The 14,924-nt window shown below is 75.4% G+C and carries 7 protein-coding genes; 2 read left to right on the top strand and 5 right to left on the bottom strand.

Annotated elements, in window-relative coordinates; genetic code table 11:
* Nucleotides 1–58: 58 nt before the first annotated feature.
* Nucleotides 59–3,190: a beta-N-acetylglucosaminidase domain-containing protein gene (locus ACZ6X9_RS14940; protein ID WP_469778388.1), complete on the bottom strand. Its 3,132-nt coding sequence runs from the start codon at nt 3,188–3,190 to the stop codon at nt 59–61.
* A 510-nt stretch (nt 3,191–3,700) separates the two neighbouring features.
* On the opposite strand from ACZ6X9_RS14940, the gene malQ reads away from it, so the two are divergent.
* Both malQ and ACZ6X9_RS14930 read left to right on the top strand, forming a co-directional pair.
* Nucleotides 3,701–5,851 carry a 4-alpha-glucanotransferase gene (malQ, locus tag ACZ6X9_RS14935; protein WP_469778387.1) on the top strand — a complete coding sequence of 717 codons (2,151 nt, stop codon included), beginning with the start codon at nt 3,701–3,703 and terminating at the stop codon, nt 5,849–5,851.
* A gap of 11 nt (nt 5,852–5,862) precedes the next feature.
* Complete coding sequence (locus ACZ6X9_RS14930) at nt 5,863–6,117, top strand: hypothetical protein (RefSeq protein ID WP_469778659.1); 255 nt, start codon at nt 5,863–5,865, stop codon at nt 6,115–6,117.
* A 156-nt stretch (nt 6,118–6,273) separates the two neighbouring features.
* Here the strand turns inward: ACZ6X9_RS14930 and ACZ6X9_RS14925 are convergent, their stop codons facing one another.
* The 4 genes from ACZ6X9_RS14925 to ACZ6X9_RS14910 all read right to left on the bottom strand — a co-directional run bounded on the left by ACZ6X9_RS14925 (nt 6,274) and on the right by ACZ6X9_RS14910 (nt 14,835).
* Complete coding sequence (locus ACZ6X9_RS14925; protein WP_469778386.1) at nt 6,274–7,149, bottom strand: hypothetical protein; 876 nt, start codon at nt 7,147–7,149, stop codon at nt 6,274–6,276.
* A 54-nt stretch (nt 7,150–7,203) separates the two neighbouring features.
* Nucleotides 7,204–8,133, bottom strand: coding sequence for a hypothetical protein (locus ACZ6X9_RS14920; protein WP_469778385.1), 930 nt, complete (start codon nt 8,131–8,133; stop codon nt 7,204–7,206).
* Between the two features lie 69 nt (nt 8,134–8,202).
* Nucleotides 8,203–10,773 carry an aminopeptidase N gene (pepN, locus tag ACZ6X9_RS14915; RefSeq protein WP_469778384.1) on the bottom strand — a complete coding sequence of 857 codons (2,571 nt, stop codon included), beginning with the start codon at nt 10,771–10,773 and terminating at the stop codon, nt 8,203–8,205.
* A gap of 27 nt (nt 10,774–10,800) precedes the next feature.
* Nucleotides 10,801–14,835 carry a TerD family protein gene (locus tag ACZ6X9_RS14910; protein ID WP_469778383.1) on the bottom strand — a complete coding sequence of 1,345 codons (4,035 nt, stop codon included), beginning with the start codon at nt 14,833–14,835 and terminating at the stop codon, nt 10,801–10,803.
* Nucleotides 14,836–14,924: the final 89 nt, after the last annotated feature.

Here is a 14,924-nt window from a genome sequence, read left to right as displayed (position 1 = left end):
CGCGCGTGCGGCTGTCCTCGGCTTCCGAGGGGGCGCACCCCGACGGGCTGGCCACGGCTTATTTCCGCACCGCGTACGCCTCCACGTCCACCAGCGAGTACCCCGCCGACTCCACCGCCCGCTTCACCCCCTGGACGCGGACGAACCGGGTGCCCGGGGCGTCGAAGCGGACCGTTTCGGTGCCGCCCTTGCCGTCCGTGACGGTGGCCGCGTCGCGCCAGGTGCGGCCGTCGGGGGAGACCTGGACGCGGTAGCGGGTGGCGTGGAGTTCGTCCTGCCAGCGGAGGACGAGACGGCCGAGGCGGGTGGGGCGGGGGAGTTCCAGTTGCCACCAGGAGTCGTCGGCGGGAGGGGAGGACCAGCGGGTCTTGGGGTCGCCGTCGAGGGCGGCGAAGGGCGGGAAGTCGGAGGCCTCGTCGCCCGACGAGGTGGCCTGGCCGGTGCGGGAGAGGTCGGGGCCGCCGGCGGCCGGATACGCGCGGACGGTCACCGTCCGCTCCTGGTCGCCGAGGCGGATCGGGACGGTGAAGACGCGGGACGCCGCGTCGGCCGGGACGGACAGTTCGACGCGGGTGGTGGTCACCCCGCCGCGCACGGCCGTCACCTCGTCGGGAGCCTTGACGGTGACGCCCTTGGGCGCGCGGACGGTCAGTTTCTGCTTCACCGTCCCCGGGCGCTGGTTGACCACCCGGGCCTCGACCACCGCGGGCGCCCCGCCGGCCTCCGCCGTCGCCTCCGCGTGGGTGAGCTCGAAGTGGGTGGCGGCCGTGTCCGCGAACCAGGGGGTGATCTCGTGGACCGCGGCGGGGCGGGTCGGACCCGACCAGACCAGCCGGAGGGCGTCGGCCCGGACCCCCTTGCCGGGCAACTGCGTCCAGCCGCTCGCCGAGAGGGCCCCCAACGGCTGCCATCCCTTGTCGGGGGTGTGCGCCTCGACCGTGCCGCGCGCGCCGGGAGCGGCGGCGGTGAGAACGGTGACGGCGGTCATCGGGTGGGGTTCGCGGAGCTTCACGGTCAGCGGGCCGTCCGCCGGCGCGGGGACGGTCGTCGTCGGATCGCCGTCGGTGAGCGCGCCGGAGGTGCGCAGCGGGCGGTCGACGCCGAGCCAGCCGTTGGCGCGGGCGAGGGCCTGCTGGAGGAAGGGCGTCAGCACACCGGCGCCCACGGTCACCCGTTCGGAGGCGATCCGGTCGCGCAGCCGCAGCACGTCGAGCTCCGCACGCCAGGCGTCCGCGCCGTCGCCGCGCGCCTGCGCGGTGAGCATGTCGACGGCGCGCAAGCCGGCCTCGCCGTGCCGGGCCAACTGCCGTACCCACGGCCGGACCTCCACGCCCAGGGCGTCCGTCAGCCGGCCGGGCGCGTCCGCCATGGTGCGGAAGGCGGCGCGCAGCTTGTCTGCCGCCGTCTTCAGCCGGTCGGCGTCCGTACCGGAGAGCGCCGCCCAGAAGTCGTCCATCAGGGGCCGCAGGTACGCCGACTCCTCGCCGCCGAGGACGGACGAGGCGTCGTTCCCGGCCAGCGCCCGCAAGGCCTCACGGGCCTTCGGGTCGGTGCCCGCCAGGTCGTCGACCGCGGCCTTCCACGACTCCTCGGGGCGGTAGCCGCGCGGGTTCCAGGCGTAGTCGGCGGTGGTGAACAGCGGGATGCGGGACGCAGTGGGCTGCGCCGAGGCGTTGGCGAGCAGCGCCGCCGAGCCGACGGCGACGGCCGGTTCCCGCCCGGTGTAGGGGCCGAGGAAGATACGGTCCTGCGCGAAGTCGTTCACCGGATAGTTGTCCATGGTGACGAGCTGGTGACCGAAGGCCGCGCGGGCGGCGGCCAGTTCACCGCCGGTGATGGTCCGCGGCACCACGCCCACACCCGTCCACGCCACCTCGACACGCGGGTCGAGGCGTGCGGCGAGCGCCCGCCGGAAGGCGGTCCGGCCGTCCTGGAAGTACTCGGTGGGCAGCAGGGACAGCGGCGCCGCCTCGCCACCCTTCGCGGCCAGATGCGCGGCGAGCGCCCCCGCCACCTTCGCCTGCGCCTCCGCCGCCGCCTTCGGGCCCGAACCGAAAGCGTCCCGGTCGGCCCCGCAGTGCCACTCGCTGTAACTGACGTCCTGGAACTGGAGCTGGAACGCCCGGACACCCAGCGCCCACATCGCGTCCACCTTGCGCTTCAGCGCCCGCAGGTCCTCGGCCGAGGAGAAGCACATGGCCTGGCCGGGCGCCACCGCCCAGCCCAGCGTCACATGGTTGCGGCGCGCCCGGTCGGCCAGCGTGCGGAACTCCTCGCGCCGGTCGGCGGGGTACGGATCACGCCACTTCGCCAGGCGGTACGGGTCGTCGCCGGGCGCGTACAGGTACCGGTTCAGCTTCGTCCGGCCCATGAAGTCCAGTTGCGCCAGGCGCTGCGGCGCCGACCACGGCTGCCCGTAGAACCCCTCGGTGATCCCGCGCACGGCCGTCACCGGCCAGTCGCGGATCACGGCCCCGGCGACGGCCGTCGCGCCGTCCCGCCGCACCACCATCTGCCGCAGCGTCTGCGCCGCGTGGAACAAGCCGTCGTCACCGACGCCCGCCAGGGCCACCGTCGGCCGGCCGTCGCGCTGTCCGGACGCCAGCCGGTAGCCGCCCCGGGGCAGGTCCCCGGCCGCCGGGGCACCGAGCGCGCGCAGCGCCTCCTCGGCCTGCCTGCCACCCGCGTACACGATCAGCCCGCGCGGCGGCGGGGTGCCGCCCGGCTGGGCGTCCACGACCGTCCTGGCCCCCGCACCGCGCAGGATCTCGCGGAGCGCCGACAGGGTGTACGGGTCCGTGCCCGGTTCCGCCATCAGGGTGACCTCGGTACCCACCGGCACCGGCGCGCCCTGCGCGCGACCCGACTGCGGGCGCGGCCAGACCGGGGGCAGCGCGTCCGCCCTCTCCGGGTCGGCGGCGTCCGGGCTGCCCGCCGCCGGGGCGGCCGGCCCGGCGGGCGCGGCGGCCGCGGGCCCGCTGCCCAGCAGCCCGCCGAGCAGCGCGACGGCCAGCACGGTCACCCCGGCGCGGCGCGGCCGGGCGGCGAACCGGCCGGTGCCGAGCGCCCGCCCAGGCCGGCCCATGGGCCGGACGGCACCCCGAACGTGCTGCTCGGAGCCGTGATCGCCGCACGAGGGGTCGTCGCCCTGGAACCGCACGCTTCTCCTCGCCCCGCTGCCGTACGTCATGGTGGTGATGTGAGCGATGAGCCCATCACCAGGGGCGGAACGTGTCAACGCGGGTGACCGAACTGCCGGTATTGCCCGGCTGGGGGGTTGCGGGGGGTGGTGGTGTGTGGGACGGACGGGGGGTGGCCCGGTGCGCCGGGGGCCGGGGGCCGGGTGGACGTTGGGCGGTTGCCGGTGAGAGTGCGGGCGATGGCCGGTTGCACGGACGGCCGGTGAGCGGGCGATGGTCGCGTGAGCGACGGCCGGTGGGCGAGTGATGGCCGCGTGAGCGACGGCCGGTCGACGGGCAGTCGGAGGGCGTGCAGTCGGTGGGCCGTCGGAAGATGACCGGCCGAAGGGCAGCCGCTTGTCGGCCGATGCGGCCGGAAATATGCCAAAGCCCCGTCAGGTCCGTGACCGGAACCGTAAGCTGACACGGTCCCGGCCGTCACCGGGGAGCACCGTGCCGACCGCCGTGCGACCCCCGCGCGGGCCGCGTGGTGCCGTCCCCGCCGTCCTCTGGAGGCAGGCATGGACCGCTTGGCGGCAGACACGGACCGCGCGCGCCTCGCCGCGCTGCACGGTGTGGCCACGTCCTACGAACCAGCCCCCGGGCAGAGCGTGCCGGTACCCGAGGACACGGTGGTCGCCGTCCTCGCCGCGCTCGGCGTCGACGCCTCCACCCCGCGGGCCGTCCGCGACGCCCTGGACGCCCACGCCCGCACCGCGCGCAACCGGCTCCTGCCTCCCGCCGTCGTCCTGCGCGGCAGTGCCCGGCCCCGGCCGCCGGACCTGCCCCAGGACACCGCGCTGCGCGTCGAGACGGCCGACGGGGAGTGCCTGGCCTGGGACGGTCCGCTGCCGCTCGGCACCCACCTGCTGCGTGCCCGGACGTCCGACGGGCGGTCGGCCGCCGCGCCGCTGATCGCGGCCCCGGAGCGGGTGCCGCAGCCGCCCGAGCGCTGCCACGGCTTCCTCGTCCAGCTCTACTCCCTGCTGTCCGCCCGCTCCTGGGGCATGGGCGACCTCGCCGACCTGGCGGAGCTCGCCGCCTGGTCGGGCCGGGCCTTCGGCACCGACTTCCTCCAGGTCAACCCGTTGCACGCGGCGGTCCCCGGCACCCCGGGACGGCCCGCCGACCCGTCCCCCTACCGCCCGTCCTCCCGCCGTTTCCCCGACCCGGTACACCTGCGGATCGAGGAGATCACCGAGTTCGGCTACCTCGACGGGCCCGCCCGGGAGGAGGTCCTGCGCCTGCTCACGGAGGCCAGGGAGCTCACCGCGGCCGTCCTCCGCCGGGGCGAGCCCATCGACCACGACGCCGTCCGCGCCCTGAAGCTGCGTGCCCTGGAGCTCGTCCACGCCGTACCGCTCGGCCCGGGGCGCCGGGCCGCGTACTGCCGGTTCCTCGCCGAGCAGGGGCAGGCGCTCGATGACCACGCCACCTGGTGTGCCCTCGCCGAGGTGCACGGTCCCGACTGGCACTCCTGGCCCGCCGGCCTCAGGGACCCCCGGTCCTCCCGAACGGCCCGCGCCCGGGGCGAGCTCCTGGACCGCGTCGACTTCCACTGCCGGCTCGCCTGGCTCACCGACCGTCAGCTCGCCACCGCGCAGCGCGCCGCGCGCGACGCCGGTATGCGGGTCGGGCTCGTCCACGACCTGGCGGTGGGCGTGCACCCCGGCGGCTCCGACGCCTGGGCGCAGCAGGAGTCGCTCGCCGCCGGGATGTCCGTCGGCGCGCCTCCCGACGCGTTCAACGCGCGCGGTCAGGACTGGGGGCTGCCGCCCTGGCGCCCCGACGCCCTGCGCGCCACCGGCTACGCCCCCTACCGCGACCTGCTGCGCGGCCTGCTCCGGCACGCGGGCGCGCTGCGGATCGACCATGTGATGGGGCTGTTCCGGCTGTGGTGGGTGCCCGAGGGCCGCGAGCCCGGGCAAGGCACGTACGTCCGCTACGACGCCGAGGCGATGCTCGGCGTCCTCGCCGTCGAGGCGCACCGCGCGGGGGCCGCCGTCATCGGCGAGGACCTGGGCACCGTCGAACCGGGCGTCCGGGAGGCGCTGGCCGAGCGCGGAGTGCTCGGCACCTCCGTCCTGTGGTTCGAACGCGACTGGTCGCGCGGCGCCCGGCGGGCCGCGCCGCTGCCGCCCGAGCGGTGGCGCGAGGGCTGCCTGGCCACCGCCACCACCCACGACCTGCCCAGCACCGCCGCCCGCCTCACCGGCGACCACGTCGCCCTCCGCCACCGCCTGGGCCTGCTGCGCCGGCCGCTCGCCGTCGAGCAGCGCGAGGACACCAAGGAGGTCGCCGAATGGCTGGCCTTCCTCGGCCGGCTCGGGCTGCTGCCCGAGGGGCCGGACGACGAGGAGGCGGCCGTCCGCGCCGTCCACCGCTTCCTGCTGCGCACCCCCGCGCGGATGGTCGGCGTCTGGCTGCCCGACGCGGTCGGCGACCGCCGCCCGCAGAACCTGCCGGGCACCTGGGACCAGTACCCGAACTGGCGGCTGCCCGTCGCCGACCCCAGCGGCCGGCCGCTCTCCCTTGAAGACCTGGCGGCCTCACCCCGGCTGCACGCCCTGATGGAGGAGATCCGCTCGCTGACGGCCCGCCCGCGCACGGTGCCCCCGAAGGCCACCCCGGACGCGCGCGGTCCACGGGGGTCCGATATTTTGAGCCCGTGAGCAATAAGAAGATGAACGCCAAGCGCGCCGGGGTCGTGTCCGCCGGCACGCTGCTGATGCTGCTGATGTCGTCCCCCGCGTTCGCGCTCACCCGCGACGACGGCGACGACCCGGGCCCCGGCCTCAGCGTGATCAACACGCTCGGCCTCTACGTCGCCGCGCCGATCGTGCTCTTCGCCGTGATCGCCGGCCTGACGATGGTGCTGGCGCGCAACTCCGACAACGTGCGCACGCACGACACGCACTACCCGCGGACGTCGCGCTAGCCGTTCGCGGGGGCGCGCCCGGCGAGGGTGCGCCTGTCGCGCGCCTTCCCGTTCCCCGTACGCACGCCGGACGGGCCGCCTCGGCCCGCCCGGCGTTCGGCGTGCCGTTCTGCCGGCCGCCGGGCGGCAGAACGTTCGTCGGCGTTCGGCCCGTCCCTACAGCCACGGGCCGATCAGAGCGAGCGCGGCGCAGCCAAGGCCGCCGAGAGCCATCAACGTGAACACCACCAGGCCGAGGAAGACGAAGGTTCCCAGCCCGAGCGCGCTCCACCAGGCCCCCCGGACGCTGATGTCCTTCGGGTGCGCCGGATCGTAGGTGAGCTCCACGGTCTTGGCGCCCGCCGGCCAGGGTGCGGTGGCGTTGAGATGGATGCGCTCGACGCCGTCGGCGTCCTGGTAACGGTAGCTGTACTGCAGGTCTCCCCCTGCGCTGAGCCGGGTGTCCGTCAGGTAGCCGAGAACCGTCACCCCGCGAACTCTCAGGCGCAGGGATTCGAGAGCGAAACCGCCGAGCGCCCCCAGGCAGAGCAGGGATGGTACGAGGGGCAACGGAGCGAGCGTCCAGAGGAAGCCCCAGACAGCCGGTTTCCGCGCGGTCGCGATGATGTACACGAGCCCGGCCACATAGAGCGCCACGCTCGCCCACGTGATCCGCGCCGTGCGGGAGAGCGGCCGGCGTCCGGGCGTCGGAACCGGGCCCTTGCGGACGAGGGAGCGTCCGTCGATCCGCCGCGCTTCCCGGTCCCGGACCGGTAGCGCGGCCGTGACGCCCGCCGCGAAGGCCCGGACCGCCGGCGCGCTGCGGCCCCGCACGGTATACGTCCTGCCCTTGCCGGACGCGGCGGTGAGGACGATCCGCAGGGTGCGGCCCCCGGGGCCGGCCGCTTCCGCGCGCTCGACGGCGGTGGGCGGGATGGTGGTGCGGGTGCCTCGGCGGTCCAGCAGTACGCCCTGCCGGTGGAGTTGCGCCCGGGTGCCCCAGCCGCGCAGGACCAGGGCGGGAGGAACGGCTATGGCCGAATCGTCCGTCACATCGCTCACAGTAGAGCGCTGCGAGCCCTCAGACCAGGGGAGTTCTGTGAGGCGTCACCAATCCTCCCGCATCACCCGCACCGCTTCCAGCGCGGTAGGCACCGCGAGGTCCAGGCCGAGCCAGAGCAGGAGCAGGCCGATGGCCCCCAGGGCGGCGTGTACCGGGAAACTCATCCGGTCGCCGGGGGCGTAACTCCGCTCCGGTGCGCGGGAGTCGTAGCGGATCGGCGTCGTCCTGCCGTCCAAGGACAGGGGCCAGCCATGGCTCTCGTGATGGTGGTCGGTTCCGTCCCGGTCCGTGAACGTGTAGTGGTACACGGCCGGTTCACCGACGCCGTCGCCCGGACGGACGGCGGTGAGGGTGCCGGTGGCGGTGATGCCCCGGAGCCGCAGGAGGAGGGCGGTGCGGGCGGTGGACACCGTCAGCCGGGCGAGGACCGCGCCGGGCAGCAGGAACACGGCCGCGTAGAGCCAGTCGCCCAGGGCGTCGAAGGAGGCGAGGGAGCGGTCGAGGTCTTCCGAGGCCAGGAAGACGACGGGAGCGGCGACCGCGTAGAGGACCGCGAGGGTACGGAGCGTGGGGCTCCCCCCGGTCCGCAGCAGGTCGCGGGCGGGGGCGAGGCCGATCCGCTCCACGCTCGTCAGCCGGCCGCCGTCGCACCGCGGCCCGTGCGCGGTGCGCGGCGGCAGGGACGACGCGAGGGCGGCGGCGAACGCCGCGACCGCCCCGGCGTCGTCACTCCGCAGCGTGACGGCCTCGCCCGTGCCGTGCGGCGAGGTGAGTTCGATGCGCAGGGTGCGGCCGTCCGGCCCAGGCCCGCCGACGCGCTCGACGGCCTCGAACGGTATGCGGCGGCGCGTCCGCTTCCGGACGAGCACGACGGCGGCGTCGTACAGGAGGGCCGTGGTGGCTCCGGCCGGGAGGGCGGCCCGGGGGAGCCCGGGCGTCTCCGATCGCTCGGCCGTCTCCGATTCTTCGCACATCCGAGCCACCCTAGAGCGCCCCTGGCCCGGCTCACCGGTCAGGGGCGCTCCGCCGCGATCGGCGTGCGGTCAGGCCGCGGCGGCGTCCGCCGCCTGGGCCTTCAGCGCGCGCTCGACACCCGCGCGGGACTCCAGGACGAGCCGGCGCAGGCCCGCGCTCGGGTTCGCGGAGGCGAGCCAGGCGTCCGTCGTGTCCAGGGTCTCCCGGGAGATCTGGAGCGTGGGGTAGAGACCGACGGCGATCTGCTGGGCGACCTCGTGGCTGCGGGTCTCCCAGACGTCCTTGACGACGGCGAAGTACTTCGCCGCGTAGGGCGCCAGCAGCTCGCGCTGGTCGGCGACGACGAAACCGCTGATCACGGCTTCCTGGACGGCGTTGGTGAGCTTGTCGGACCCGACGACCGACGTCCACGCCTCCGCCTTGGCCTCCGCCGTCGGCCGGGCGGCGCGGGCCGCCGCCGCGTGCTGCTCGCCGGCCGAGGTGCGGTCGCGGTCGAGCTCGGCGGCGATGGCCTTCTCGTCGGCGCGGCCGGTGGCGGCGAGGCGGGTGAGCAGGTCCCAGCGCAGGTCGGTGTCGACGGCGAGGCCGGTGACGAGCTCGGTGCCCTCCAGCAGGCCGGCGAGGAAGTCCAGGTGCTCGTCGGTGCGGGCGGTGGCGGCGAAGGCGCGGGCCCAGGCGAGCTGGTGGTCGCTGCCCGGCTCGGCCGCGCGGAGCTGCTCGAGCGCGGCGTCCGTCCACTTCCGGAGGCCGGTCTCGCGCCAGTCCGGCGCCGCGTACAGGTCGAGGGCCAGCTTGACCTGCCGCTGGAGCGACTGGACCACGCCGATGTCGGACTCCTTGGCGATGCCCGAGAGCACCAGCGCCAGGTAGTCGCGGGTGGCCAGCTCGCCGTCGCGGGTCATGTCCCAGGCGGAGGCCCAGCACAGGGCGCGCGGCAGCGACTCGGCGAAGTCGCCGAGGTGGGCGGTGACGACGCGCAGCGACTCCTCGTCGAGGCGCACCTTCGCGTACGACAGGTCGTCGTCGTTGAGCAGGACGACGGCCGGGCGGCGCTGCCCGACGAGAGCGGGGACCTCGGTGCGCGCGCCGTCCACGTCCAGCTCGATCCGCTCGGTGCGGACCAGCTTTCCGTCCTTCAGGTCGTACGCGCCGATCGCGATCCGGTGCGGGCGCAGCGTCGGCTCGCCCTTCGCTCCCTCGGGCAGCGGGGTGGCCTCCTGGCGGACGGCGAAGGAGGTGATGACGCCGTTGTCGTCCGTGGTGATCTCCGGGCGCAGGACGTTGATGCCGGCCGTCTCCAGCCACGCCTTCGACCAGGTCTTCAGATCGCGGCCGCTCATCAGCTCCAGGGCGCCGAGCAGGTCGGAGAGGCGGGTGTTGCCGTAGGCGTGGGTCTTGAAGTACGCCTGCACGCCCTGGAAGAACTTGTCCTCGCCGACGTACGCCACCAACTGCTTGAGCACCGAGGCGCCCTTGGCGTAGGTGATGCCGTCGAAGTTGACGAGGACGTCGTCCAGGTCACGGATGTCGGCCATGATCGGGTGGGTGGACGGCAACTGGTCCTGGCGGTAGGCCCAGGTCTTCATGGAGTTGGCGAACGTCGTCCACGAGTGCGGCCAGCGCGAACCGGGCGCGGCGGCCTGGCAGGCGATGGACGTGTAGGTGGCGAACGACTCGTTCAGCCACAGGTCGTTCCACCACTTCATGGTGACGAGGTCGCCGAACCACATGTGGGCCAGCTCGTGCAGGATCGTCTCGGCCCGCACCTCGTACGCCGCGTCCGTCACCTTGGACCGGAAGATGTACTGGTCGCGGATGGTGACCGCGCCCGCGTTCTCCATCGCGCCCGCGTTGAACTCCGGGACGAAGAGCTGGTCGTACTTGGCGAAGGGGTAGTGGTAGTCGAACTTCTCCTGGAACCAGTCGAAGCCCTGCCGCGTGACCTCGAAGATGGCGTCCGCGTCCAGGTACTCGGCGAGGGACGGCCGGCAGTAGATGCCCAGCGGGACCGTGCGGCCGTCCTTCTCGTAGGTGCTGTGCACGCTGTGGTACGGGCCGGCGATCAGCGCGGTGATGTAGGTGGAGATGCGCGGGGTCGGCTCGAAGCGCCAGATCCGGTCCGCCGGGACCTCGGGAGTGGGCGAGTTGGAGATGACCGTCCAGCCCTCGGGGGCCTTCACGGTGAACCGGAACGTCGCCTTCAAGTCCGGCTGTTCGAACGACGCGAAGACGCGGCGGGCGTCCGGCACCTCGAACTGCGTGTACAGGTACGCCTGGTCGTCCACCGGGTCCACGAACCGGTGCAGGCCCTCACCGGTGTTGGTGTACGCGCAGTCGGCGACGACGCGCAGCTCGTTCTGCCCGCCGTGCAGCGACGGCAGGGTGATCCGGCTGTCCGCGAAGACCTCGGCCGGGTCCAGCGCCGTCCCGTTGAGCACGACCTCGTGCACGGTCGGGGCCACCAGGTCGATGAACGTCTCGGCGCCGGCCTCGGCGGAGTCGAACCGCACGACCGTCTCGGAGCGGAACGTCCCGCCCTCCTGCGCGCCGGAGAGGTCGAGGTCGATCTCGTACGACTCCACCGTCAGCAGCGTGGCCCGCCGCTCGGCCTCTTCGCGGGTCAGATTCGTGCCTGGCACCTGGGCATCTCCTTCGCATCACGCGTGTCATGACGTTCCCGGCCATCCTTCCACGGCGGCGGTGCCGGGCGCCTGCCGTGAGCCCTCCGCCGTGAGCCGCCAGGCCCGGTGCGCGCGCACCTGGAGGCAACCGGTCGGCACGTGGTGCACGCCGGTGCCGGCGGCGACCCGGTGCAGCGGCGACAGGTGTTCGTCGAGTGCCCACAGCTCCGGCCGGGGGATCTCGTCGAGCAGCGGCTCGCCGTCGTCGAAGTCGTAGTCGAACCGGACGGGCCCGGGCGCGCCCGTCCAGCGGACGACGTCATGGCCATGGCCGTCGATCGTGGCGGCGAAGGACCGGATCTCCTCCGGCGGACGGAGTGTCAGCTCCCACGACCGGTCGCCCGCCGCCGTCACGAGCACGTACGTGGGCGCGCCGGGCCGCGCGCGGAGCGGGCCGCGGGCCGGGCGCGGGGTGTGGGCGCGGGTCACCCGCACCCGGGCCAGCCCGCCCGCCTCCAGGCTGGTGACGTGCACCGGCCCCGGTTCCGCGGACGTCAGGGTGAGCGCCGCCGGCGGACCGGTGTGGACGAGGACGTCGCAACCGGCGCCCGTGACGGCGCCGGTCAGCGGCCGGGCGGCGGAGAGCGGGCGGAGACGGAAACGCCAGCGGGTGAGGGCGCCGAGCTCCAGGCGGGTCGAGGCGGGCTCGCCCGCCGCGCCCGTGAAGAGGAGACGGCGGCCCTGGAACCCCTCGTCCTTGGAGATCAGCTCGCGCGTGTCTCCGTACGGGTCGATCTCGGTGACGGCGAAGAAGTCGGAACCCTCCAGGTCGTACTCCAGGATCACGGGGGACCCGGGGCTCGGGTGGGCGATCTCGACGACCTCCAGGTTCCGGCCCTGGCCCGCGTACTCGGCGAGGACCCCCTCGTCCGGCGGCTCGGGCGCGGCGGACGGGGCGGTGGACAGCGACCAGGGGCCCTCGGCGTCCACGAGCAGCAGACAGGGGCCGGCGACGGGCGTCACGTCGATGAGCGCCCCCCGGCCTCGGGCGAGCACGTCGGCACCGTCGCGGTCGGCCGGGTCGCCCCCCGGGTAGACGGCGCGCAGGGTGAGGCTGCCGCGGTCGGCCCGGCCGCCCGTGTGGTTGACCCGCAGGTCGGCGGCGGGCCCCGAGTAGCGCAGCACGTCCGGGCCGGTGCCCTGGAGCGAGCCGGCCGGCTCCAGGACGCGGGCCTCGGCGAGCGGCAGGAACGTCAGGCTCCACTGCCGCCTGGCCGTTACCCGCAGCATCGGCGGCCGGCCGGGCCGCGGCGCGAACACCGCCCGCCCGCGGAACCGGCCCGTACCGGACAGCAGGGGGCTCGCCGCCCGCTGCTCCCCGTCGGCCGTCCCCACCAGCTCCACGGCCTCCACCGCGGCCGGTCCCCCCGGGCTCGCGAACTCCACGAGCACCGGCCCGTCGGGCAGCGGCCCATCGGGGACGACGTCCTCGTCGCCGTTGCCGGTCTGCTCCCAGGGGGTGAAGCGGGGGCCCTCCTGGAGGAGGGCGCTTTCCGGACCGGGGGTGGGGGAGGGTGTGGGGGCGGATGCGGTGTCTCGGGTCGGTGCGGCGCTCTGGGCGGGTGTGGCGTCTGGGGTCTGTGCGGCGCCCTGGGCGAGTGCGGCTTCCTGCGCCAGTGCCGCGTCCGTGATCTCACCGGCCGGGTCTTCCGCGAACGGCGGGTGGGTGGGCGGCCGGTCGGCGCCCGTGCCGTCGACGACAGGCGGGAAGCCGGCTGCCCCCGCACCCCCTTCGCCGGTGCCCGGCGGCGGCCGGTTCGTGATCCGCCCCACGACGGCCCGCTCCTCCGTGAGCGGCGCGTCCGCCGACGCCCCCGGGGTCGAGGCCTGCCGAACGGGCGTCTCGGTGACGGACAGGCCGACGACCGGGATGTCACCGCCCGGCGCGACCCCCGTGACCGCCGAACCGTCGAACCGCGCCCCGGCCCCGTCACCCGGCCCGGCCTGCGGTCCGGCCTGCGGTCCGGCCTGCGGTCCGGCCTGCGGCCCGTCCTCTGGCGCGCCGGGCCGCAGGACGGGCCCGAACGGCACAGCCGTGGCGGGCTCGGCGCCGGAAGCGGCAGCGCTCGCATCGACGGCGACGGGCCGGGGGAGACCCGGACCGAGGAGGTCCCGCGCGGGGACGCCGGCCCCGGGCGCATCCGTGCCGGGCACATCGGTCCCAGCCACGTCAGTCCCAGCCACGTCAGTCCCAGCCACGTCAGTCCCGGGTACGCCCCTCCCGGGCGTGCCGCCCCCAGGCGCGTCCGGGGGATAGGCCGGCATCTCCGGCACGCGCGCCGGGGGCACGGCAGCGCCCGCGCCGTCTCCCCCGAGCGCCCCGCCCGCGTCGGCCTGCCCGCGTCGGCCCGCCGCATGCGCACCGGCGTCCGCCGGCAGCAGCCCGCTCCCGGCGAGGGGGTCCCCCGCCGCCGCGTGGACAGCGACACCCGTCGTGGAATACGGCCCGGCCTCCGGCCCAAGACTTCCAGGCGTCCCCGTCGCCCCCGCCTCACTCCCGGCGCCGACGCCGACCAGTGGCTCGCCCGCCTCAGCCATGTAGGCGCCCCCGCCCGCCTCGTAGGGCGATTCGCCTTCCCGCGTGAAGCCGCTCGCGCCTTCAAGGCCTTCGGCTCCGGCGCCGGGTGTGCTCCCGGTTCCGTTCAGGAGCCCTGTCTGGGGTGTGAAGGCTCGTGCGTCCGCCTGGTAGGTGGGTTCGCCCTCCCGTGCGAGGCTGCTCGCGCCTTCGGGGCTCTTAACTCCGGCGCCGGGCGGGTTTCCGGCGTGGGTTTCGGTCAGGGGCCCGTCCGTCTGGGGTGCGTAGGCCCGCGCGTCCGCCTGGTAGGTCGGTTCGCCCTCCCGTGCGAGGCTGCTCGCGCTCTCGGGGCCTCCGGCTCCGGCATCGAGCGGGTTCCCGCCGCCGGTCCCGGTCAGGGGCCCGCCCTGCTCGGGTGCGTAGGCTCGTCCGTCCGCCTGGTATGGCGGTTCGCCCTCTCCCGCGAGGCTGCCCGCGCCGTCGGGAATTCCCACCCCGGTACCGGCAGCCGCCCCGACTCTGGCCTCGGTCCCGAAGCCGGATGCGCCGGCTTCCGCTCCGGCCGGGTGTCCGTCTGGCGCGGTGGCGGACCCGCTCACGTCTGCCGGGAGGAAGACCGCGGCGTCCACCGCGTACGGCGGTTCCGCCTCCGCTACCGGCGCCCGGCCCCCGGTCCCGGCCGTGAACGCGTGGGGCTCCGTCCCGGACGGCCCCGTCTCCGCCCGCAGACCGTCGGCCGGGCCCGCCGGGTACGCCTCGCCGCCTCCGAGAGCGGCGACGTGCCCGTACGTCGTGCCCGCACCGTCCGGCGGGCCGTCGCCGTGGCCTGCGGCGGCGAACGGTCCCGCCCCGACGGCGTCGTAGGCGCCGCCGCCCGTCGCCCCGGCGCGATGCGCCTCGACCACGCCGCCGAGTCCGGAGGCGTACGCCCGGAGGACGGCCGCGAACCGCCAGCCGCCGTCGTCCTGCCGCCGGAACTCGCCGAGGACGGCGGCGGTGGCGGACCCGGCCGCTCCGGCGCCCCCGCCGGGGCCCCCGTCGCCGCCCGCTCCGAGCGCGTCGGGCCCTCCCGTCGCCTCCCCGCCGTCCTCGAAGCGCACGCCGTCCTCCAGGGCGACGTGCGCGACCGGGTCGCCCGTGGCCGTCGTGACGGCCAGGCCGAGGCCCGGGACGCGGCCGAGGGCACGGCCCTTCGTGGCGACGGCCACGACGATCCTTGTCACGTCCGGCTCGATCAGCGCGGGATCGATCACCAGCCACTCGGCCACCAGTCCCGCCTCGCCCTCCGAGGTGCCCAGGTGGTGCACGGCCCCGGAGGGGTGGGCGGCCTGGTGGGAGGAGACGAGATCGGCGTCGGCGCGGAGCGTGCCGCGCGCGTCGAGGAGCAGGGCGGCGACGGTGAGCGCCCCGGCGTCGGGGAGTGCGGGCACGGCGGTCCAGGTGACCGCGGCGTGCAACGGCTCGGCCGGGACGGTCAGATGTTCGCCTCTGGCTATCCGGTTCATGAACGGCACTCTCCCACGGGGGTCGGACAGTGCGGTCCCAATTACGCCCGGACACGGCGCGGGGCGGGGCCCGATGGACCCCGCCCCGT

This window comes from Streptomyces sp. NPDC052910, assembly GCF_055585605.1.
Note: the sequence above shows the minus strand (reverse complement) of the source record. Positions and strands in the feature narration are given on the sequence as shown.